Source organism: Streptomyces sp. NPDC097595 (assembly GCF_044761525.1).
Taxonomy (GTDB): domain Bacteria; phylum Actinomycetota; class Actinomycetes; order Streptomycetales; family Streptomycetaceae; genus Streptomyces; species Streptomyces drozdowiczii_A.
Genome location: NZ_JBIWCN010000024.1, coordinates 92,298 through 112,842, shown reverse-complemented (window position 1 = coordinate 112,842; position 20,545 = coordinate 92,298). Strand labels below are relative to the sequence as shown.

General features: G+C 69.1%; 21 protein-coding genes. 9 read left to right on the top strand and 12 right to left on the bottom strand.

Annotated elements, in window-relative coordinates:
- Positions 1-4 precede the first annotated feature (4 nt).
- From ACIQZN_RS30450 to ACIQZN_RS30440, 3 genes are all read left to right on the top strand, one after another.
- The gene (locus ACIQZN_RS30450) at positions 5-1,369 is read left to right on the top strand and encodes an LCP family protein (protein WP_404000638.1); all 1,365 of its coding nucleotides are present in this window, start codon (positions 5-7) and stop codon (positions 1,367-1,369) included.
- A 258-nt stretch (positions 1,370-1,627) separates the two neighbouring features.
- Entirely contained in the window at positions 1,628-3,337 is a 1,710-nt protein-coding gene (locus tag ACIQZN_RS30445; protein ID WP_404000636.1) for an LCP family protein, read from the top strand.
- Positions 3,338-3,605: 268 nt separating this feature from the next.
- Positions 3,606-5,078, top strand: coding sequence for an LCP family protein (locus tag ACIQZN_RS30440; protein ID WP_404000718.1), 1,473 nt, complete (start codon positions 3,606-3,608; stop codon positions 5,076-5,078).
- Between the two features lie 61 nt (positions 5,079-5,139).
- Here ACIQZN_RS30440 and ACIQZN_RS30435 read toward each other — a convergent pair whose 3' ends face one another.
- Positions 5,140-6,171, bottom strand: a complete 1,032-nt coding sequence (locus ACIQZN_RS30435) for a glycosyltransferase family 2 protein (RefSeq protein WP_404000633.1) — start codon at positions 6,169-6,171, stop codon at positions 5,140-5,142.
- 276 nt (positions 6,172-6,447) lie between these two features.
- Between ACIQZN_RS30435 and ACIQZN_RS30430 the strand changes: the two genes are divergently transcribed.
- Complete coding sequence (locus tag ACIQZN_RS30430; RefSeq protein ID WP_404000715.1) at positions 6,448-7,815, top strand: LCP family protein; 1,368 nt, start codon at positions 6,448-6,450, stop codon at positions 7,813-7,815.
- Between the two features lie 114 nt (positions 7,816-7,929).
- Here the strand turns inward: ACIQZN_RS30430 and ACIQZN_RS30425 are convergent, their stop codons facing one another.
- Entirely contained in the window at positions 7,930-8,478 is a 549-nt protein-coding gene (locus tag ACIQZN_RS30425; RefSeq protein ID WP_404000630.1) for an acyl-CoA thioesterase, read from the bottom strand.
- Between the two features lie 119 nt (positions 8,479-8,597).
- Here ACIQZN_RS30425 and ACIQZN_RS30420 point away from each other — a divergent pair, with 119 nt between their 5' ends.
- Positions 8,598-9,890, top strand: coding sequence for an LCP family protein (locus tag ACIQZN_RS30420; protein ID WP_404000627.1), 1,293 nt, complete (start codon positions 8,598-8,600; stop codon positions 9,888-9,890).
- 30 nt (positions 9,891-9,920) lie between these two features.
- Here the strand turns inward: ACIQZN_RS30420 and ACIQZN_RS30415 are convergent, their stop codons facing one another.
- The 6 genes from ACIQZN_RS30415 to ACIQZN_RS30390 form a co-directional block, all read right to left on the bottom strand.
- Complete coding sequence (locus tag ACIQZN_RS30415) at positions 9,921-10,727, bottom strand: class I SAM-dependent methyltransferase (RefSeq protein WP_404000624.1); 807 nt, start codon at positions 10,725-10,727, stop codon at positions 9,921-9,923.
- Entirely contained in the window at positions 10,724-11,227 is a 504-nt protein-coding gene (locus ACIQZN_RS30410) for a hypothetical protein (RefSeq protein WP_404000621.1), read from the bottom strand. Before ACIQZN_RS30410 ends, ACIQZN_RS30415 begins: the two co-directional genes overlap by 4 nt.
- Positions 11,220-11,678 carry a hypothetical protein gene (locus ACIQZN_RS30405; protein WP_404000618.1) on the bottom strand — a complete coding sequence of 153 codons (459 nt, stop codon included), beginning with the start codon at positions 11,676-11,678 and terminating at the stop codon, positions 11,220-11,222. The genes ACIQZN_RS30410 and ACIQZN_RS30405 overlap by 8 nt, the downstream gene beginning before the upstream one ends.
- Positions 11,675-11,887 carry a DUF397 domain-containing protein gene (locus ACIQZN_RS30400; RefSeq protein ID WP_404000616.1) on the bottom strand — a complete coding sequence of 71 codons (213 nt, stop codon included), beginning with the start codon at positions 11,885-11,887 and terminating at the stop codon, positions 11,675-11,677. Before ACIQZN_RS30400 ends, ACIQZN_RS30405 begins: the two co-directional genes overlap by 4 nt.
- A complete protein-coding gene (locus ACIQZN_RS30395; protein ID WP_404000613.1) occupies positions 11,884-12,738 on the bottom strand; it encodes a helix-turn-helix domain-containing protein in 855 nt (284 codons plus the stop codon). Before ACIQZN_RS30395 ends, ACIQZN_RS30400 begins: the two co-directional genes overlap by 4 nt.
- Positions 12,739-12,975: 237 nt before the next feature.
- Positions 12,976-14,604: an IS200/IS605 family accessory protein TnpB-related protein gene (locus tag ACIQZN_RS30390; RefSeq protein ID WP_404000712.1), complete on the bottom strand. Its 1,629-nt coding sequence runs from the start codon at positions 14,602-14,604 to the stop codon at positions 12,976-12,978.
- 351 nt (positions 14,605-14,955) lie between these two features.
- Between ACIQZN_RS30390 and ACIQZN_RS30385 the strand changes: the two genes are divergently transcribed.
- The 4 genes from ACIQZN_RS30385 to ACIQZN_RS30370 all read left to right on the top strand — a co-directional run bounded on the left by ACIQZN_RS30385 (position 14,956) and on the right by ACIQZN_RS30370 (position 17,294).
- Entirely contained in the window at positions 14,956-15,828 is an 873-nt protein-coding gene (locus tag ACIQZN_RS30385; RefSeq protein ID WP_404000610.1) for a helix-turn-helix domain-containing protein, read from the top strand.
- A 102-nt stretch (positions 15,829-15,930) separates the two neighbouring features.
- Positions 15,931-16,158 carry a hypothetical protein gene (locus ACIQZN_RS30380; RefSeq protein ID WP_404000608.1) on the top strand — a complete coding sequence of 76 codons (228 nt, stop codon included), beginning with the start codon at positions 15,931-15,933 and terminating at the stop codon, positions 16,156-16,158.
- 48 nt (positions 16,159-16,206) lie between these two features.
- Positions 16,207-16,584, top strand: coding sequence for a nuclear transport factor 2 family protein (locus ACIQZN_RS30375; protein WP_404000607.1), 378 nt, complete (start codon positions 16,207-16,209; stop codon positions 16,582-16,584).
- A gap of 38 nt (positions 16,585-16,622) precedes the next feature.
- A complete protein-coding gene (locus tag ACIQZN_RS30370; RefSeq protein ID WP_404000604.1) occupies positions 16,623-17,294 on the top strand; it encodes a DNA alkylation repair protein in 672 nt (223 codons plus the stop codon).
- A 91-nt stretch (positions 17,295-17,385) separates the two neighbouring features.
- On the opposite strand, the gene ACIQZN_RS30365 is transcribed toward ACIQZN_RS30370, so the two are convergent.
- From ACIQZN_RS30365 to ACIQZN_RS30350, 4 genes are read right to left on the bottom strand one after another with little or no spacing between them, the layout of a single operon-like run.
- Positions 17,386-18,120 carry an ABC transporter ATP-binding protein gene (locus ACIQZN_RS30365; protein WP_404000601.1) on the bottom strand — a complete coding sequence of 245 codons (735 nt, stop codon included), beginning with the start codon at positions 18,118-18,120 and terminating at the stop codon, positions 17,386-17,388.
- Positions 18,117-18,713, bottom strand: a complete 597-nt coding sequence (locus tag ACIQZN_RS30360; protein WP_404000598.1) for a hypothetical protein — start codon at positions 18,711-18,713, stop codon at positions 18,117-18,119. Before ACIQZN_RS30360 ends, ACIQZN_RS30365 begins: the two co-directional genes overlap by 4 nt.
- Positions 18,710-20,011 carry a hypothetical protein gene (locus ACIQZN_RS30355; RefSeq protein WP_404000595.1) on the bottom strand — a complete coding sequence of 434 codons (1,302 nt, stop codon included), beginning with the start codon at positions 20,009-20,011 and terminating at the stop codon, positions 18,710-18,712. Before ACIQZN_RS30355 ends, ACIQZN_RS30360 begins: the two co-directional genes overlap by 4 nt.
- Positions 20,012-20,063: 52 nt before the next feature.
- Positions 20,064-20,513: a hypothetical protein gene (locus ACIQZN_RS30350; protein ID WP_404000592.1), complete on the bottom strand. Its 450-nt coding sequence runs from the start codon at positions 20,511-20,513 to the stop codon at positions 20,064-20,066.
- Positions 20,514-20,545: the final 32 nt, after the last annotated feature.

The following is a 20,545-nucleotide window of genomic DNA, read 5'->3' as shown; positions in this document are numbered from 1 at the left end:
AGACGTGACCGAAAGCGCCGGCACTCCGGGCGACCCCGACGACTCGGCCGCGGGCGAGGACCGGACACCGGACGCACCACCACCCGGTAAGGCGAGCGAGCCCGGCGACGAGGGCGAGCCCGCCGAGAAGGGCGAGCCCGGCGCGGCTGCCGCCCCCGGAGGTGAGACCCGCAGCGGGTCCGGCAGCGGTCCCGGGCCCTCCCCGGAGGAATCCCCGGAGGGCTGGGGCGAGCGCTCGGGCCCGGACATCACCGTCAAGCGCAAGCGCCACTGGCTGCGCTGGACCGCGATCGGCGCCTCGTTCGTCGTGCTCGTCGCGGCGGGCGTCGGCTGGTGGCTGTACAAGAAGCTGGACGGCAACATCCGGACGGACACCTCTGCGGCGGCCGAGCTGAAGCAGTACGAGAAGGAGCGGCCGGTCTCCGTCGTGCACGACGCGGAGAACATCCTGCTGATCGGCTCGGACAGCCGGGCCGGCGACAACCGCAAGTACGGCCGCGACGACGGCGGCAGCCAGCGCTCGGACACGACGATCCTGCTGCACCTGGCGGCGAACCGGAAGAGCGCGACCGCGATGTCGATCCCGCGCGACCTGATGGTGAACATCCCGGCCTGCCACAAGGCCGGCGAGACCACCACCAGGGCACAGTTCGCGCAGTTCAACTGGGCCTTCGAGATGGGCGGGACCGCCTGCACCATCCGGACCGTCGAGAAGATGACGGACATCCGCATCGACCACCACATGGTCATCGACTTCAACGGCTTCAAGGACATGGTCAACGCGGTGCACGGGGTGGAGATCTGCCTCAAGAAGCCGGTCGACGACAAGGACGCCCATCTCAAGCTCGACGCGGGCCGCCACAAGCTCAACGGGGAGCAGGCGCTCGGCTACGTACGAGCCAGGAAGTCGCTCGGCAACGGGAGCGACACCGACCGCATGGACCGCCAGCAGCAGTTCCTGGGGGCGCTGGTCAACAAGGTGCAGAGCAACGGCGTCCTGCTCAACCCGACGCGGCTCTACCCGGTGCTCGACGCGGCCACCAAGGCGCTGACCACCGACCCGGGCCTGGACAGCCTGAAGGACCTCTACGACCTGGTGCGGGGCATGCGTGACGTCCCCACCGAGAAGGTGCAGTTCCTGACGGTGCCCCGGCAGCCGTACCACCTCGACAGGAACCGGGACGAACTGGTGCAGCCCGACGCGGACAAGCTCTTCAAGCGGCTCCGCGACGACAAGCCGGTCACCGTGGTACCCGCCGACAAGAACGACAGCGACGGCAAGAACCCGGGCTCGGCCGACGCCTCCGGACCGTCGCCCACACCCACGTATTCGGGGAACAATGCCGCGACCGACCTGTGCAAGCAGTAAAGCAATGGCCAAACAGACACCAACATTCCGCGCGCAATGGGAAGAATGCCCGGTTGTAAGGGCCGTGGAATGTGTCACGCGCGTCGCTGGACATCGAATGAGACGGATAGTGTGACGCGATCCGGTGCTACCGGCCGTCCGGCCGTGCACTTCTGGAGAGAGAAAGACTGAGCGCCTTTTCGGGGGAGGCGCCTCGCGTGGCACCGACGGAGGACTCGAGCAACCGTGGATGCGCAAAGCCGTGGGCGGGCGGAAGACATGGATCCCGCAGACCAGTGGGTTCTCAACCCGGACACCGGCGATTACGAACTGCGACTGAACCACTCCGGAGGGAACACCCCCCGGGCCTCGGTCCCTCCGGCCCAGCGCGGGCCGTCGAGCACTCCTCGCCGTGCCCCCGCGGGTGACTCCCCGCGCCGCGCCGCCGAGGTGCCGCGCCAGGGCGGGCGCCGGTCGGCGAACGGCCCGCGCGGCCAGCAGCGCCCCGAACCGGGCGACTCCGGTCAGGGGCGGCGTAAGCGCAAGGCTCCCAAATCGCGCAAGAAGAAGGCGCTGCTGTGGACGGGCGGCGTGATGGCGTTCGTGCTCGTGGGGGTCTCGGCCGGCGGCTACTGGCTCTACCAGCGCCTCAACGGCAACATCAACACCGTGGACATCGGCGACAACGGGAACAAGGACGTCGTCACCGCCAACGCCCCGATCAACATATTGATCATCGGTACGGACAAGCGCACCGGCAAGGGCAACGAGGGCTACGGCGACAAGGGCAGCGTCGGCCACGCGGACACGAACATCCTGTTCCACGTCTCCGAGGACCGCACCAACGCCACGGCGATGAGCATCCCGCGCGACCTCATCACCGACATCCCGGACTGCAGCTACACGCAGGAGGACGGCTCCGAGAAGACCATCCCGGGTCTGCAGCACGTCCGGTTCAACCGGAGCCTCGGCGAGTCCGGCCGTAACCCCGGCTGCACGATGAAGACGGTCACGGAGCTGACCGGGGTGAAGATCGACCACTTCATGATGGTCGACTTCAACGCGGTGAAGACCCTGTCCACGGCGGTCGGCGGCGTCAACATCTGCCTCGACCACGCCATCGACGACCCGAAGTCGCATCTCAAGCTGCCCGCCGGTCCGAACAAGGTCGAGGGCGAGGACGCGCTGGCGTTCGTACGGACGCGGCACGCCTACGCCAACGGGAGCGACCTCGACCGGATCAAGGGCCAGCAGCAGTTCATCGGGTCGATGATCAAGCAGGCCAAGTCGGACGACACGCTGACCAGCCCGACGAAGCTGTTCAAGGTGGCGGACGCGGCGACCAAGGCGCTGACCGTCGACAAGCCCATCGGCGACGTGAAGAAGCTCAGCACGCTCGCCAAGGAGATCACCAAGACGGACACGAAGAACATCACGTTCGTCACCATGCCGGTGATCGACAACCCCGACGAGCCCAAGCCCGTCACGGTCGTCCCGCACCCGACGCAGGCCGAGCAGCTGTTCTCGATGCTGCGCGACGACACCTCGCTCACCGAGGTGGCCGCGCAGAAGAAGAAGGCCAAGAGCAAGCAGGACGCGCTCCTCAAGGGAACCAAGGCGGCCGCGGCCGACGTCCGGGTCGATGTGTACAACGGTGGGGACGTCGCCGGCGGTGCTCAGCAGACGGTCAGCTGGCTGCAGAACACCAAGGGCGTCCTGAAGTCCACCAACAAGGCCAACGCGCCCGAGAAGATCGCCAAGACGACGCTGGAGTACGCCCCGAACCAGGCGGACCAGGCCCGTGCCCTCGCGGAGATGATGGGCCTGCCCGGCTCCGCGATGAAGCCGGGCACCACCGACGCCGAGGGGCTTCAGGCGATGGTGCTGACGCTGGGCAAGGACTTCCAGGCGGCCGGTACGCCCATCACGGCGCCGAAGAAGATCGACATTCCGAAGTCCAGCGCCGAATCCGCGGGGTGCTCCAAGTGACACCGCGTCACCGCACCATACGAGTCTGAGCAGCAGGGGGGTCCTGGTGGGACGGAGCAGCACGCCCGGGGAGGGGACGCGGTCGCGGACGCACTCCCGCCGTCAGGGCGGGGACGAGGGCGGCGGCGACCGGGACGGCGCGCGCCCCGGTGACGCCGGGACGGGCGAGGCCGGCGGTGGCCGTGCGAGCCACCGGCGCGGCAAGTCACGTAAACGGGCCGCGAAGAAGTCCCGGAAACGCCGCGTGTTCAAGTGGATAGCGATATCCATGGCGGTGCTCGTCCTGGGCACCGCCTCCGCCGGGTACCTCTACTACCGGCACCTCAACAACAACATCCGCAGCAGCGCCCGCAGCGGCGGCGAGAGCGGTGTGAAGAAGACCGCGCCGAACGCCAAGGGCGAGAGCCCGCTCAACATCCTGCTGATCGGCTCGGACAGCCGGAACAGCGCGGAGAACGTGAAGCTCGGCGGCAGCAAGGACACCGTCGGGGACAAGCCCCGGGCCGACGTCCAGATGCTGCTGCACATCTCGGCGGACCGGAAGAACTCCTCGCTGGTCAGCATTCCGCGCGACACGATCCTCCACATCCCGGAGTGCACGGACTCCAAGACCGGTCAGAAGTACCCCGCGACGGACAGCAGCCCGATCAACGAGTCCCTCCAGCGCGGTGGTCCCGGCTGCACGCTGACCACCTGGGAGAAGCTCACCGGCGTCTACATCGACCACTGGATCATGCTCGACTTCGCGGGCGTGGTGGCCATGGCGGACGCGATCGGCGGGGTCGACGTCTGCGTGAAGACGGGTGTGTGGGACAAGCCCACCCGTCTCGTTCCCGGCGGCTCCGGGCTCAAGCTGCCGGCGGGCACGAACACGGTGCAGGGCAAGCAGGCACTTCAGTGGCTGCGTACCCGGCACGCCTTCGGCAACGACCAGAACCGCGCCAAGGCGCAGCACATGTACATGAACTCGATGCTGCGCACGCTGAAGAAGCAGAACCTCTGGTCCGACGCGGGCCGACTGATGGACCTCGCGGAGACGGCCACCAAGGCCCTCCAGGTCTCCGACGAGATCCGTTCGGTCAAGAAGCTCTACGACCTGTCGATGCAGCTCAAGAGCGTGCCGATCGACCGCATCACCATGGCGACGATGCCGACGGCCGAGTGGTCCCAGGACCGGAACAAGCTCGTTCCCGTCGAGAAGTCCGCGGAAGCCCTGTGGCGTCTGGTCCGTGAGGACGTCGCGTTCGACAAGAACGGCAAGGAGAAGAAGAAGCCCTCGTCGTCCTCGACCCCCTCCGGGCCCCCGGCAGCCGCTCCGGCGACCCTCGGGATCTCGGTGGTGAACGGCACGGGTGTCGGCCAGGCGCCCAAGGACGGGCGGGCCACCGAGGTCGCCGACCTGCTGCACGGCAAGGGCTTCGCCGAGGCCGACACCTCGAAGGACCTGGACCCGAGCAAGGACACGGCGGTGCGGTACCCGCAGGAGGACGGGGCCCAGGGCAAGGCGGACGCGCAGTCCGTCGCCCAGGCCCTGGGCCTGCCGACGACCTCGGTCAAGGCGGACCCGAAGGCCGGCGGGCTGACCGTCGTCGTCGGTGCGGACTGGCGCGAGGGCACCGCGTACAAGGCCCCGAAGGTCGAGGCGGGTGATCTTCCGGAAGGCGCGGACGACATCAACGCCGCCGACAAGGGCCAGTGCATGGACATCTACTCCGTCTACCGGTGGGACGGAAAGAGCTGACGAGCGGTACGCGAGAGGGGGCGCCCGGTCCGGCCGGGCGCCCCCTCTCGTCGTACGCGGCTCAGGCCACCGGCGCGCCCGGCTCGGCGATCGCCGGACGGCGGCTCGCGATGACCTTCTTCGCCAGCGCGCGCGGGCTCGTCAGGAAGCCGTAGCCCCAGGACATGTGCATGGTCGCGAGCGCGACCGGGATCTGCGCGCGGGCCTTCAGCGACAGGCCCTTGCCCGCCGGGAGGGAGCCCGCGACGATCGCCGCGGCATACCCGCCGGGGACGATCAGCGCCCACGGGGTGACCGCGGCGCCCACCACGAGGCCGGCCGCGATGGCGACGACGGCGGTCGGGGGCGCCAGGTAGCGCAGGTTGATGGAGCCGGCGTGGTAGCGGGCGACGACGTGGCGCCAGCGGCCGTAGTCCTTGTACTGCTTGGCGAGCGCCCGTACGGAGGGGCGGGGGCGGTACTGGACGCGCAGCTCGGGCGAGAACCAGATCAGGCCGCCGGACTCGCGGATGCGGAAGTTCAGCTCCCAGTCCTGGGCCCGGATGAACTCGACGTTGTACCCGTCGGCCTTCTCCAGCGCCTCCCGGCGGAAGACGCCCAGGTAGACGGTCTCGGCCGGGCCCGCCTGGCCGCCGGTGTGGAAGGCCGCGTTGCCGACGCCGATCTTCGAGGTCATGGCCGCCGCGACGGCGTCCTCCCAGGCGTTCTCGCCCTCGGCGTGCATGATCCCGCCGACGTTCTGCGCGCCCGTCTCCTCCAGGAGCCGGACGGCGGTCGCGATGTAGTTCGGCGAGAGCATGCCGTGGCCGTCGACGCGGACGACTATGGGGTGGCTCGACGCCTTGATCGCGGCGTTGAGGGCTGCGGGGGTGCGTCCGGTGGGGTTCGGCACGGTGTGGACGCGGGGGTCCTCAGCGACCAGCTCGGCGGCGATCTCGTCGGTACGGTCCGTGGAGGGGCCGAGCGCGATCACGACCTCCATCTCGCCCGCGTACTCCTGCTCCAGGATGTGGCGTACGGAGTTACGGAGATGGCGCTCCTCGTTGAGCACCGGCATGATCACGGAGACGGCGGGAGGCTGCGCGGCAGACATGTGGTCCTCGGGTGGTCCTCGGGGGCGCCGGGGGCTCGTACCCCACCAGGCGGTATTCGGCCGCCACGTTACCGCGAATGGGGGACGGCGGCGCGCGCCGCCGGGTGGCCTCCCGGGATGAGGATCATATGGGCCTACCGTGCGAACGGTCCCCCTCGCACCGCGGAGGTGTCCCTCGTGCCCACGCCGCCCCGCTCCCCCCGTCCCGCCCGGCCCCGCCCCGCGCCCGCGCGGCGCCGGCGGCGGAGAAAGCAGGACGAGCGGCCGCGCTGGGGCATGCGGGTGGCGACCGGATTCTCGGTGCTGGTGCTCGGCGCGGGCGGCATCGGGCACGCGGTCGTGACGAATCTGGAGAGCGGAATCGACCGCGTCGATCCGTTCAAGGACATGAAGAACCGGCCCGCGGGCGGGCGCGGCATGAATCTGCTGCTGGTCGGCACCGACGGCCGCGAGAAGATCAGCAAGGACGAGAAGCGGAAGTACCGGCTGGGCGGTGCGCCCTGCCACTGCACGGACACGATCATGCTGGTCCACCTCTCGGCGGACGAGCAGCGGGCCAGCGTCGTCAGCCTCCCCCGGGACAGTTACGCGGAGATCCCGGCCCATCGGGACCGTACGACCGGCGAGGAGCACGCGGCGCATCCGGTGAAGCTGAACGCGGCGTACGCGGAGGGCGGCCCCGGTCTCACCGTGAGCACCGTGGAGCACATGACCGGCGTCAAGATCGACCACTATCTGGAGGTCGACTTCACCAGCTTCATGACCACGGTCGACACCCTCGGCGGGGTGAAGATCTGCACCACCCGCCCGCTGAAGGACTCCTACACCGGCCTGGACCTGGCGCCCGGCCCCCACACGCTCGACGGCGGCCAGGCGCTCCAGTACGTACGGTCCCGGCACATCGACGGGGCCGCCGATCTGGGCCGGATGCAGCGCCAGCAGAAGTTCATGGCCTCGCTGATCAAGCAGGCGACGAGCAGCGGGGTGCTGCTGAATCCGGTGAAGTTCCGCGAGGTCGCCTCGACGATGCTGAAGTCCGTACGGGCCGACCGGGGCTTCGACACGGAGCAGATGCTCTCCATCGGCCAGGCGATGCGGGGCTTCTCGGCGGCCTCGTCCGAATTCGCCTCGGTGCCGATGGGCGATGTCGCCTACCAGGTGAAGGGGATCGGTTCCACGGTGAAGTGGGACCCGGTCAAGGCGAAGCAGCTCTTCACCGCTCTGCGCGAGGACAAACCCCTGACCACCGCCCGGCCCGCCGAGAAGGCCCCCGCGAAGAAGGTGGACGTCCCGCCGAAGCAGATCCGCGTCCAGGTCTACAACGGCACCGCGAAGGACGGCCTGGGCACCAAGGTCGACGCCGCGCTGCACGCCACCGGCTTCGACACGACCCGGGCCCCGCTCACCGCACCGCAGCACGGCCTGAAGCGCACCCTGGTCACGTACGACCCGCGCTGGGACCGGTCCGCGAAGACTCTGGCGGCGGCGCTGCCGGGGGCGGAGCTGCGGGCGGTGCCGGGGCAGGGGGCGACGATGCGGGTGACGGCGGGCGAGGACTACCGCACGGTCGAGCGGGTCCACGCGGAGGACCCGGAGCCGGGCAGGTTCGGCGCGGTGAAGGGGGACGAGGTGACGTGCGCGTGAGGCGGGCGATTCCAGCCCGTCCGGCGCGTGGCCATCCCAGCCCGTCCGGCGTTTGAGGACGGAACCGGTCAGGGCTGAACCCCGCGCCTCTCGGTCCCCGCTCGCCCCGCGCCCTCAGTCCGCAATGCCCTCGGCAATCCGCTTCTCGCGCAGCTCCCTGATCGCGCGCCGCCGCGCCAGGCGGTGCGTGCGGCGGATCTGGGCCTCCTGATAGCGCCGCTTGTCGCGCTCGGTCTCCGGGATCACCTGCGGTACGGGGCGGGGCCGGCCGTCCGCGTCGACCGCGGCGAACACCAGGTACGCGCTGCCGACCTGCGTCGCGGGCGTCGACTCGTTCCAGCGCTCGGCCATGACCCGCACGCCGACCTCCATGGAGGAGCGGCCGGTCCAGTTGACCTGGGCGCGGACGTGCACGAGGTCGCCGACGCGGACCGGCTCCAGGAAGACCATCTCGTCCATCGAGGCCGTGACGGCGGGGCCGCCGGAGTGCCGGCCGGCCACCGCGCCCGCCGCGTCGTCCACCAGTTTCATGATCACGCCGCCGTGCACCGTACCCAGCAGATTGGTGTCGCTGCCGGTCATGATGTGGCTGAGGGTGGTCCGGGAGGCCGCGGTGGGCTTGCCCGGAATGTCGCTCTCCGGGCGCGGAGCCTGATCTGTCATGTCGTCCACCTTATGCGGGGGCCCGAACGCCGTCGCAATGCATCAGCTTCGCAACAGCCCTGGTGCGATTTTCCTCCCACCCTGTAAGAGGGGCGGCCCCGGCCTGCACACTGGTCCGTATGAACGATTGGCCCGACGGCTGGACCGACGACAACCGCAGCGGTAACCGCTACGGGCAGGGCAGCGCGAGCGAGCGGCCCGAGAGCGCCCGCTCGATGCCGCACGTCCAGCGCCGCCCGGCCCCGCCGCCCCAGCGCCCCGCGCCGCCCAGGCAGCGCCCGGTGCCGCAGCAGCCCTCGGGCTACGACGGCGGTCACCCGCAGTACGACGAGGGTTACGACAGCGGGTACAACACGGGCCAGGTCTACGGCGGCGGCAACGGCCCCGGCTCCGGCGGCGGCGACCGGAGCCCCGCGCAGGGCCGCCCGAGACCCGCGCCCAACTGGGGCCGCCGGATCAAGATCGGCGCGCTGGTCCTGGTCGTCGCGCTGCTCGGGGTCTCCGTGGGCACGTACTTCTGGGCCGACTCCAAGCTGAACCGCGCCGTCGACCTGTCGAAGGTCATCGAACGGCCGGAGGCGGGCAAGGGGACGAACTACCTGATCGTGGGCTCGGACAGCCGCGAGGGCATGACGTCCGAGGACAAGAAGCGGCTCCACACGGGCTCGGCCGACGGCAAGCGGACCGACTCGATGATGATCCTGCACACCGGCGACAACGGCCCGACGCTGGTCTCGCTGCCGCGTGACTCGAACGTCGAGATCCCGTCGTTCGTCGGCTCCGAGTCGGGCAAGAAGTACCCGGCCACGGGCAAGACGACGAAGCTGAACGCCGCGTACGCCACGGACGGGCCGGAGCTCCTCGTCCGTACCGTCGAGTTCAACACGGGTCTGCACATCGACCACTACGTCGAGATCGGGTTCGGCGGCTTCGCCAAGATCGTGGACGCGATCGGCGGGGTCGAGCTGGACATCCCGAAGGCGTTCAAGGACAAGTGGTCGGGCGCGGACTTCCCGGCCGGCAAGCAGACCCTCGACGGCCAGCAGGCCCTGGCCTTCGTCCGCACCCGCCACGCCTTCACCTCGGACCTGGACCGTACGAAGAACCAGCAGAAGTTCCTCGCGGCGCTGGCGAGCCAGACGGCGACGTTCTCCACGATCATCAACCCGTTCAAGCTGTACCCGACGATGGGCGCGGGCCTGGACACGCTGATCGTGGACAAGGACATGTCGCTCTGGTCGCTCGGCAAGATGTTCTTCGCGATGAAGGGCGTCACGGGCGGCGACGGCACGTCGATGAACATCCCGATCGCGGGCAACGTGGGCGGAAACCTGGCCTGGGACAAGGCGAAGGTGAAGCAGTTGGTCGAGCAGCTGAAGAACGACGAGAAGGTCACGGTCACGGGGAACTGAGGGGCGGGGCCCGGGGCCCCGCCCGGGGCCCTACACCGTCCCGCGCGCCAGTACCGCAGCGTGCGGAAGGGTCAACAGCCCGTCGTCCGCGAGGAATTCGCCGCACAGTGCGTCGTACTCGCGCTTGGCCGCCGCCACGCCCTCCGGGCCGGCGCTCGTGACCATTCCGCCGATCGCGCCGATACCGGCCGCAGGGCCCGCCCACCAGTCCTCCGGGGCGGCGCGGTGGTCCCAGGTGTGCGTGGCGGCCTCCACGTCCGCGAGCCCGGCGGCCTTGAGCAGCGCGGCCAGGCCGTCCGGGGTGCGCGTGAAGTTGTGTTCCTCGTCCACCATGGCCAGCCAGTCGGGCCTGGTGAGCCCGGCGGCCTGGGCGGCCCGGCCCACGAGTGCCTGGCCCGGAGCGCCCGGCAGCTGCCAGACGGTGACGGCGATCGTGGCTCCGGGGCGGGCGACCCGGCGCATCTCGACCAGGGCCTCCAGGGGGCGGCCGACGTGGTTGAGCACAAAGTTGGCGACGACCGCGTCGAACTCCCCGTCTGAGTACGGCAGCTGGGGCAGCACCCCGGAGCGCACCTCGGCCCCGGGCGCCGCGCGCCGGGTCGCCTCGACCATGCCGGGCTCGGCGTCCACGGCCCGGACGGCCGCGCCGCGCGCGAGGGCGGCGGCCGTCACGTTGCCGTTGCCGCACCCCACGTCGAGCAGGCGGGTCCCGGCCGCGACACCGGCGGCGTCCAGCAGGGCGGGCACGGTGTGGACGCAGAGCCGGGCGGCGGTGCGGGCGTAGGCGTCGGCCTGCCCGCCCCATATCCGCCGCTCCATCACGTCGAACGCGGTCATGCGGTGTCTCCTCCGGTACGGCTGCTGGTCGGGGTCTGCGGTTCGGTCTCGTTCAAGTCCTCGTGCAGGGCGTTGAGTATGCGCCCCGTGGGCCCGCCGTGCGCGGAGTTCTCACCGAGGAACCATCCGGGCAACCGCCCCGCCACCTCGTCCGGCTCGTCGCCCCGGTCCGGATCGTCCAGCCCCTGGAGCATCGCGAAGGCGGTCTCCCGGGCGACCTCGCGGGCGATTTCGCCCAGGTCTTCGGCGGTCAGCCCGAGCCGTAAGGCGCGCTCGACCGCGCCACCCGCCGCCCCGTCTCTGCGGTAGGCGGCGACCCAGTCGGACGCGGTGGTGCTCCAGGCGTCGATGTCCTGCCACACCATCCGCAGGAACCGGAACCGGGCCAGCTGCGGCAGCCCCTCCTCGGCCTCGGACTCGGCCCACCCCTCGGGGTCCTCGGCCCCGAGCGCGTCGAAGAGCCGGGCGAGGGGGCCTATGTCCTCAGGGCCCTCAGGCACTGCGGAAGTTACGGGACAGCCAGGGGCTGAGCATGGCGCGCGGCACCAGTTCCTTGTACGTCTCGTCCCCGGGCAACGGCACGACGAGCCACTGCCCCGGCGGGAAGAACCGGCCCTTCACGTACGCCATACCGCCGTACACGGACCGCAGGAACGCCGGCACGGAGTCCCGGGGCACGTCCTCGAAGACCACCCCGTCGACGGTGATCCGCGCGTCGTCCTCCGGGAAGACCTGCACGGTGACGGCCGGGACCCCGCCCAGCTCGATGAACGCCTCGTGCGGCAACGACCCGTCCGCGTCCGCCACGGCGAATGCGCCCGCGGACTCCCGCCGGGAGGTCTGATCGGCCCCGATGTCGTCGGTGACCGTCACCTCCAGGTTGTACGCCTCGGCGACTTCCCGTACGGCGGTGACGGCGGCCTCGGTGGTGGGCAGGTGGGGGCGAGTCATGCGGTGTGGGCCGCGTGGGCGACGAAGGCCGCCCACGCGTGCGGGGCGTGCGCGAGGTGGGGGCGGTGGACGTCCTTGGAGTCCCGGACGAGGACGGTGCCGGGCGCGGCGGCAACCTCGATGCAGTTGTTGCCACTGCTGCTGTCGCTGTAGCTGCTCTTGAACCAGTTCATCGCAGAAGCGTTCCCGGCAGAGGGGTTGTCGGTCATGTCTCTCCCAGCACTTGCTTGATCAAGGCCAGTGAATCCGCTGGCGTGAGGGCCTGGGCTCGGATCATGCCATACCTCAGTTCTAGGATTCGGAGCTGCTTCGGGTCAGTAACCGGGCGTCCGTTGAAGGCACCCCATGAGCGGCCGACAGCTGTGGCGTCCCCGAACTTCAACACCTCGATCCCACCGTCCAACCCAGGATGTGTCTCGCAGTTGAGGGGCATGATCTGCAAGGACACGTTCCTCATTTGCGCAATGACGAGCAGGCGCTCCAGTTGCCTTCGCCATTCCGCTTTGCCGCCGATAGGCCGGCGCAGCGCAGCCTCTTCCAGAACAAAGCTGAGCGTCGGGGCCGGCGTGCGATCGAAGATCGCGCGTCGCGCCATTCGGGCCGCGACCCCGCGCTCCACCTCATCGCACGAATAGGACGGCTGCCGGGTCTCCAGCAGCGCACGGGCATGCCCCTCTGTCTGCAAGAGGCCATGGACGCCGTGCTCGGCGTACACCGCCACCTCCACGGCCCGAGCCTCCATCTTGGCCAGGTCCCGAACCTTCCTCGGATACCGCACCACCGCCAAGTCCTGCTTCATCACAGCGATCTTGCCGTGCGCGCCCAAGAGGTCGTCCGACTTGTCCAGGTACTCGGGCCGGGGAATGCGCCTGCCGCCCTCGACCTTGTAGATCAGGTCCTCCCCGTACCCGATCAGCACTCCGAACTCCGCCGCCCGCATCCCCGCCGCCTCGCGCCACGCCTTGAGCTGGCGGCCCACGGCGGCGACTACCGCCGCGCCCGACTCGTCCTCGGGATCGACGTCCCAACCGTGCTCTTCCGTCTCGTTGTTGGCGCTCATCCGTACCCCACTTCCGACGCGCGTGCCTTTGCTCCTCAACCGATGACCGTCCCCACCCGTCACGCCGGACAGCCGGGACAACGCCGGACAAGCGCCGGACATTCACCGTAAGCAGGCGCGGGCCACCGGATCGCGGGTTTCCACGACGCGGTGCGCCAGGTCGCGGAAACCCGCGACCCGGTGCGCCGCACGACGCCAAATGCTTTGAAAGAACCTTGAGAAAGAACCCAACCGTTCCTATTCAGTGAGCAGGAGTGAGTCTTGGATCCACACCCTGGCACTGCGGACATCCCGAACGGTTTTGGGTGTCCTGGTCGCCCGCGTTCTCGCCGCGTCCGGTGGCACGGATCGTGTCCGTGGTCCGGGGATGCGGGGGCGGGGCCCCTCACGCCCTGGGGCACCTGGTGCGGCCTGGACGGTCCGATGCCCGTGCGCATCGCTCCGGTGCGCACGGGGCGGTGTCGTCCGACGCCGGATCGGGTGTCCGAGGGCGCGTCGCCCGATCGCGATACCGGCGGCATCGTGACGGGACATCTTCCGGCGGGGCGTGGTCAGTGGCTTCTGCCAGTGCTGACCACCCCACATCGAGGTGTAGGCGGGGTCGACCGCGATGATCGCGAGACCGTGTTCGGTCGCCATGGAAACGAGGCGGGCCTTGAGCCTGCCGGTGGGCATACCGGAGATCAGCTGCCGGAAACGCTTCCTACGGCCGTACTTCTCCCGGGTCTTCTCCGCCGCGAAATCCAGGTCTTCGATGGCAATGGCGGTGACGCCGGTCCGGGCGGCCCAGTGCAGGAGGCGGGTGAGGGCGTGGCGGACCTGTGCGTCACGGTGTGCGGCCGTTCCGGACAGGTCGTAGCCGAAGCGTTGGGGTTCGCCGACCGGGTTGCCATGGGCGTCGAGGAGGTAGGCGGCGAAGTGGCCGGCGTTGGTGTCCACCCCGATCACACCCCCGGCCCTCGCCGCCTCCAGAGGCATCGTCTGTACGACTGGTTTCTGCCAGGACGCGGTCAGGTACCAGCGGTCCCGGCCGGTGTCGTAGTGGATGCGGTAGGCGACGGCACGGTTGCCTTCGACGCGGTCGGCCCACTCCGCACCCCGGTGCGCGAAGGCGACCGGGGTGGTGAGGGTGTAGCGGCCGTGCGCGGTGTTGGCGAGGTGGGACAAGAGGGCGGGGAGCTTGATGCTGACCCGGCCGTCCGGGGTGACGCGGATCGTTTCGTTCCCGTACCGCTTGCCCGACTCACCGTCCGCCGCCAAGAACCACCGCTCCGCCTCCCAGCGTTCACGCCACTGCTCCTCGCTCAGCCCGGCCTCTTCGAGGTGGTGGCGGGTGTTCAACAGGTGCTTCCCGCCCCGCACGACGCGGACCCGCCCCGACCGCCAGTCCGCGACAGCGGCAGTGAGCCGGTCCTCCAAGGCTTTGAGGCGGCGGGACTTGTGGAACCACTCACCCCGGGACCGGTAACCGCCCGGCGCGCGCTTCGTGCCCTTCGAGCCGACCGGGAGCGACAACCGGTGCCGCAGCGTCCTGATCCCGGCCTCCAGGCTGCGGATGTGCGCGGCCAGGCAGCGCCGGGCCAGTGCCCACTGATCATGTGACGCCTTCGTGATCGCCCCGGCGATCCGCGACGACGACAACCCCGTCAGCCCGCGCTTACGCACAGCCCACGACTCAGCACTGTGGTTCAGGCCGTCCGCGCACCGGGCCTTCAGATCCCGCGACGCCAGCCCACCCTGATACGCACCCACCGCCCGCAACACCAGCTCGTCCTGGCCGGTGAGGTGCTTGAGACGGCCCCGCACCGCCACCCCCGACGGCCCAGCCACCACGAACGGCGCCGCCAACTCCCGCACACCGCCCACCACCACACCCCCACCCACGACCGGCACACCACATCATTCGTAACAACGAGCAACCCACCACAAGGTCACCCATTCGATCCCAGAACCTGCATTCCCCCACACCCCCACCACTCACTCCCAAGCACCACAGCTCACTCATGCGCACTCAGCCCACACCAGTTCAGAACCCCACCCACCCGAACCCGGTACGAACGCTGATCACTCGCGTGGGTGACAAATGGCAACTGAGCTGGATTTGGAGTCGGTTGTCGGGCATATGCTCGCGGCACCAACCCCAGACACGAGTCGGCCCCGACCGGGACAGCGAATCCCGGCCGGGGCCTGACCACCGAGGAAGAATCGAGCTTCCCGATGACTGCCCAGCAGGCTATCGCGCCCCCGTGCGCCCCGCCCGGTTCCCCCGGGGCTCCCCACGACGTCACACCGACCTCCGGTGTCATCCACGTCAACTCCCGCCACACGTCCGGCTTCACGGTCATCGGCAACCACCTCGCCCAGCACGGAGACCTCTCCCTCCTCGCGATCGGGCTCGCCGTTCACATCCAGTCACTGCCCGAGGGCGCGAAGATCGGCGTCAAGGTGCTCGCCGCGCGCTTCCCGGAGAGCGAGATGCGGATCGCGGCCGCGCTGCGCGAGTTGGAGGCGGCGGGCTACCTGTGCCGCATCCGCGTACGCCTGCGGGACGGCCGCGTACGCACGCGTACGGAGTCGCACAACCGGCCGTACGCCGCGCCGCCCCCGGCCCCCCGGGAGCCGTACGCCGCCCCGCGCACCACGACCCCGCCGCCCGCCGAGCCGGACGACCGCATCCGCGCCGCCGCCCCAGCGCCCCCGCCCCGGCAGCAGCACCCCACCCCGAAGCCGCTGCCCCGGCCCACCGGCCTCCACCGGTCCGCCGCCCTGCTCCTCGCGGACCTCCGCCGCCACGCGCCCGTGCTGACGCTCTCCGAGGCGGACGTCGCCGCGCTCACCCCGGGGGTTGCCGCCTGGCTCGAACGGGACACGCACCCCGACGCCATCCGCCGGGCCCTCACCACGGACCTCCCGGTCCCGCTCGCCCACCCGGCGCGCCTCCTCCGCCACCGGATCACGGCCCTCCTGCCACCCCCGCTCCCGATCCCCTTCGCCCCGCCCACCGTCATCCCCCTCCAGAACTGCGACGACTGCAACCGGGCCTTCCGCGCCCCGGAACCGGGACAGTGCCGTGACTGCCGTAGACCCTGAAACGCCGACGCGCCCGAGAACATCACCGACCCCATCGTCGAACTCACCGCTCAGGGCCTGGGCAGTCGTCCGGCCGCACAACAGTGGAGGAACCTGGTGGCCGTGGACACCTCTTTCTACAAGTCCGCCATGTCGGAGGAGATCCGGGACGAGGGCAGGGCCGAAGGCCGGGCGGAAGGTCTCCTGCTGCTTCTCGGCGTTCGCGGCATCGCCCTCACCGACGCGGACCGCGCGAAGATCGCCGCCTGCACCGACCCGCGGCTCCTGCACGCATGGCTTCAGCGCGCCGCGACGGCCTCCTCCGTCGAGGAGGTCTTCCGCGCCGGATGACGGAAGCTCCCGCCGCCGGTGTCAGACCTCTGTGCGAGGCTCTGCCCCATGGAACCTTCCAAGGTGATCGAGACGTTGTGGGGCCGGATTCAGGACCGGGACTGGGCGGGTGTCGCGGAGTTGGTCGCGGAGGACGCCGTCGTCGAGTGGCCGATCAGCCTCGAACGCATCGTCGGCCGGGACAACTTCGTCGCGGTGAACCGCGAGTATCCGGTTGGCTGGTCGATCCGCGTACTCAAGGTGGTGGCCCAGGGCGAGGACGTCGTCTCCGAGGTCGAGGTGCCGCACGACAGCCTCGGCGTCTTCCGTGCGGCGTCCTTCTGGACCGTCCGCGACGGGCAGGTCGTCCGCGGTACGGAGTACTGGACGAGCCTGGGGGCGGACCCCCGCCCGGAGTGGCGGACCGGCTTCGTGGAACCGATGTAGTACCGCTGGCGGGAACACCCCTTACGAAAGGCGGCCCCGTGTCCGAAGCAACCGTCGCCGACGTCGTCGCCGAGCTCGCCGCCCTCGACGACCCCAAGGCCCGCGCCGTCAACGCGCGGCACGGGGACGATCACGGGGTGAACCTCAGCAAGCTGCGCGCCCTCGCCAAGCGGCTGGGGAAGCGGCAGGAGCTGGCCGTCGAGCTGTGGGAGACCGACGACACCGCCGCGCGGCTCGTCGCGTTGCTGGTCTGCCGGCCGAAGGCGTACACGCACGGCGAGCTGGACCGCATGCTGCGCGAGGCGCGGGCGCCGAAGGTGCACGACTGGCTCGTGGGCTACGTGGTGAAGAAGAGCCCGCACGCGGAGGAGCTGCGCCTCGCCTGGACGGAGGACGCCGATCCGGTCGTCGCCAGCGCCGGGTGGGCGCTGACCGCCGACCGGGTCGTGAAGCGGCCCGACGGCCTGGACCTGGGCGCGCTGCTCGACGTCATCGAGGCGGAGATGCGCGACGCCCCGGACCGGCTCCAGTGGGCGATGAACACCTCCCTGGCCCAGATCGGCATCGAGCACCCGGAGCACCGCGCCCGTGCGCTGGACATCGGGGAGCGGCTGGGTGTGCTCAAGGACTACCCGACGCCCAAGGGGTGCACATCGCCGTACGCGCCCTTGTGGATCGGGGAGATGGTGCGGCGGCGTGGCGGCGAGTGAGCGTCAGTCGCCTCGGCGCGGCATCGGCACCTCCCACGCGACCAGTGGGCCGGAGACCGCTACGGAGAGCCACAGTGGGCCCGCTCCACCTTCACAGCGCTGTCAGTGCGGTGTAGGCGCCTTCCGCACGTCGCGATTCCTGCACGTCCGGTGGGGCCTGGGCCAGGAACTCATGCGTCGCCCCGTTGAAGCGGATCGTCCCTCCGCTGAGCACCGTCACATAGTCGGCGTCGTCGGCAAGGTCGGCGACGTCGTGCGTGGACATGAGGACCTTCACCCCTTCCCCCTCCGCAACGGCGGAAAGCACATCGCGGAAGGCGCGCCGCTGTGTGGGGTCCATGCCTGCTGTGGGCTCGTCCAGCAGGAGTACCCGGCATTCGTGGACCAGCGCGGAGGCCACACCGACGCGTCGAAGTTGACCACCGGAGAGGCTGTTGGCCTTGGCATCGGCCTTGTCCAGCAGGTCGACGGTGGCAAGAGCCGTATGCGACTGTTCCCACGCATCAGAGCGGTTCATGCCCTTCAGCCATCCGCTGTAGGCGACCTGCTCACGGGCGGTCATTCCGGTCATCGGGGTGATGTGCTGAGGCATCCACGCGACATGCTTGCGGTACTCACGGCTACGAGAACTGACCCCGTCCACACCGATACGCCCCGTCTGCGGCCTGATCACCGATGCGGCGAGTTTCAGTGCGGTGGACTTCCCGGCACCGTTGGGTCCCAGAAAGATCGTGACGCCGTCCGGCACACGGTAGGAGAAGTCGTCCACCACGGGCCGGTACCTACGTCCGTAGCGATAGGTGCAGTTGGTGAAGACGATGCTCACAGCGTGTCCCTGGAGTAGTGGGTGAGAACCAGACCGAGTGCGAGCGCCGCCGCCGCACACGTCTGGGCGAGGGTGTTCCCTGGCGGCTGGGCCGTCACTGCCCACTCGTAGTAGTCGAGGCTCGTCCGGCGCCCGAAGAAGATGACGGCGAAGGTCCATGCCAGGGGCAGGATGATCCCGGAACGACTCACGAGCGCACGCGCGCACAGCATGAGGCCGGCCAGGAAACAGGTGCTGCGGCCGGACGTGAGAACGTCCTCGGAACCGGTCACCCAATTCCCGACCACAGCCAGGACGACAACCACCGCCATCGTGGCGATGATCAACCCGGAGTCCATCCACCGCACCCGGCGGACACCCGACTCCTCGGCGGAAGGCAGCCTGTTGTCCAGCGTCTGTGCCAGCGCACCCACCATGATCAGAGGGACAAAGAAACTGATCGGCGTGAACCCTTCCGTCGCAAGAGCCTCCGCGACCCCGAAGCTGGGAACGATCACGGTCGAGTCCTGGATCACGAGCGCGGCCGCGGTGAAGGCGACCATCCCCCAGACGAGGTAGGGATGGACCCGCCGGGCTTTGAGCCACCAGATCACGGGCGTCCCTCACATGCCTTCTTCGTGGTGGTGCGGTACCAGGTCTTCTGCTTGCCGGCGGGGAGCGCAGAAACCCTGTGCACCTCTTTCATGATCTTCTCGTGCTGCTCGCGCGTGTAATAGGGGTCCTGCTCCGCCACCTTCGCGTACTCGGGATTTCCGCCGAGTTTCAACGAAAGCCAGAAGCTGACAGTGCGCTCCGCCCCGGCGGTCGGTATGTCACAGGGAAACCGCACCGAGTCCTCAACCACATCGGCGACCAGATGACGGTCCCGGTGTGCGACAGCCAGAGGAAGGTAGCGGGTGGACTCTGTCGGCCTCTGCGTGAAGCGTCCGTACATCAGCTGATCGTTGACCGTGGCCGGCGGATGCTCGATGATCCCGTAGGTTTCCAGCATCGCGTAGGTCTTCTTCATCTCCGCCCGAACCGCACCGATATCACCAGATATCTGCTCGGGCATACAGACTCTCGGCTCACTGCCTCGGCAGACCTTCTCTGTGGCGACATTCACCGAAGGAAATGCCTTCCAGTCCTTCGCAATGCTGTACGAGGTGAAAACGGATGCAGCCACCACCACGCAGGCCAACCCCACCTTGAACACCACCCTGGCGTTCAGCCACATCAGCGCCACCGCGAGGCCGAGGCCCGCAGTGGGGAGAAAATTTGCGGCTATCGAGGCGAGCGTCGCGGTTTCCCCGAACCCGAGCATGCCAGCATAGTTGCCCATCATATGGGACAGGTACAGAGGCTCGACCGACTGCGAAAACGACACGATGACAAAGACCACAGACACCAAGACTGGGACGGCGATCAGAGGTCTCACCCTCTGCCCGATGGTGAAGCCGATCAAGGCGTGCGCGACGGCCAGAGCCATGCCCAGTAGCAGGGGTGGCAACGCCACGAGGGTGGGCAGCGTCGGCGACTGAATAAATGCCATGCCGACGGGGACGATGAACATCAGCCAGCCAAGCCCGACGATCGGGGCCAGGGCGCTCGCGATGATCTGCCAGGTGCGCCGGTAGGGGGGTGCGTCCCACACCCCTGACTCCTTCAGTCGCGCCCCCTGCCAAGCCGCGGCTGCGGAGACCAACGCGTAGGTGACCGCATACATCGGCTCCAGCGGCCGCTCCACAAGCAGCGGGGCGTACGGAATCGGAAAAAAGGCGATCAGCCGCGACGTATCACTCGTGTAGTAAAGAATGACGAGTCCGACACCCAGAGGAAAAGCCGGAAGCGCGCTGGAGGTACGCAGGAGGGTCTTGATCCGCATCATTTTTTCCAGGTCGATAGAAGCCAAATGGCGCACGGGATGCGAGCCCCGTGCGCCACCGAGAAGCGAGAGGGAAAAATCAGTCCGCCATGGAAGTGTCCTGCCGAACCTCAGCCACATCCAGCAGGCAGCATGCGTCGCCGCTTCCGACCTTGTCTGCCTCGAAGTAAAGCTTTACAGAGCCCGAAGGGACGTCAGTCCACTCGCCATTACTCCAGTGCGTGGCCCCCTTGAAGCATTCGCTGAATATTTTCCGGTCGAGCTTCTTATCCGATGCCCACGACTTGTCCACCCACATGAGGATGTCCACGGTCTGATGGCTGGAGCCGGCATACTGGGCATAGCAGGAGCGGAACTGCAGCTGGCTGTACGTGCCCTGCTCGTTCCAGCGGTCGGACGTCTCGCCATCGGTCCAGCTGCCTATCCAGCTGTTCCAGTTGGCCGACGCGTTGGTGGCTCCGAGAAGCGACAGTGCGCTGACGCCCGCCAGAACGGCGCCGAGTCTGTTCAAATAGCGCTTGTTTCGCATGGAATCCCCCCCAGGGATGAAAGCGGTCAAGA

Excerpts from the sequence above, each read along its gene's own strand:
- ACIQZN_RS30445 (WP_404000636.1), top strand. The coding sequence starts at position 1,628 with ATGGATCCCGCAGACCAGTGGGTTCTCAACCCGGACACCGGCGATTAC.
- ACIQZN_RS30440 (WP_404000718.1), top strand. The coding sequence starts at position 3,606 with ATGGCGGTGCTCGTCCTGGGCACCGCCTCCGCCGGGTACCTCTACTAC.
- ACIQZN_RS30435 (WP_404000633.1), bottom strand. The coding sequence starts at position 6,171 with ATGTCTGCCGCGCAGCCTCCCGCCGTCTCCGTGATCATGCCGGTGCTC.
- ACIQZN_RS30430 (WP_404000715.1), top strand. The coding sequence starts at position 6,448 with ATGCGGGTGGCGACCGGATTCTCGGTGCTGGTGCTCGGCGCGGGCGGC.
- ACIQZN_RS30425 (WP_404000630.1), bottom strand. The coding sequence starts at position 8,478 with ATGACAGATCAGGCTCCGCGCCCGGAGAGCGACATTCCGGGCAAGCCC.
- ACIQZN_RS30420 (WP_404000627.1), top strand. The coding sequence starts at position 8,598 with ATGAACGATTGGCCCGACGGCTGGACCGACGACAACCGCAGCGGTAAC.
- ACIQZN_RS30415 (WP_404000624.1), bottom strand. The coding sequence starts at position 10,727 with ATGACCGCGTTCGACGTGATGGAGCGGCGGATATGGGGCGGGCAGGCC.
- ACIQZN_RS30405 (WP_404000618.1), bottom strand. The coding sequence starts at position 11,678 with ATGACTCGCCCCCACCTGCCCACCACCGAGGCCGCCGTCACCGCCGTA.
- ACIQZN_RS30400 (WP_404000616.1), bottom strand. The coding sequence starts at position 11,887 with ATGACCGACAACCCCTCTGCCGGGAACGCTTCTGCGATGAACTGGTTC.
- ACIQZN_RS30395 (WP_404000613.1), bottom strand. The coding sequence starts at position 12,738 with ATGAGCGCCAACAACGAGACGGAAGAGCACGGTTGGGACGTCGATCCC.
- ACIQZN_RS30385 (WP_404000610.1), top strand. The coding sequence starts at position 14,956 with ATGACTGCCCAGCAGGCTATCGCGCCCCCGTGCGCCCCGCCCGGTTCC.
- ACIQZN_RS30375 (WP_404000607.1), top strand. The coding sequence starts at position 16,207 with ATGGAACCTTCCAAGGTGATCGAGACGTTGTGGGGCCGGATTCAGGAC.
- ACIQZN_RS30350 (WP_404000592.1), bottom strand. The coding sequence starts at position 20,513 with ATGCGAAACAAGCGCTATTTGAACAGACTCGGCGCCGTTCTGGCGGGC.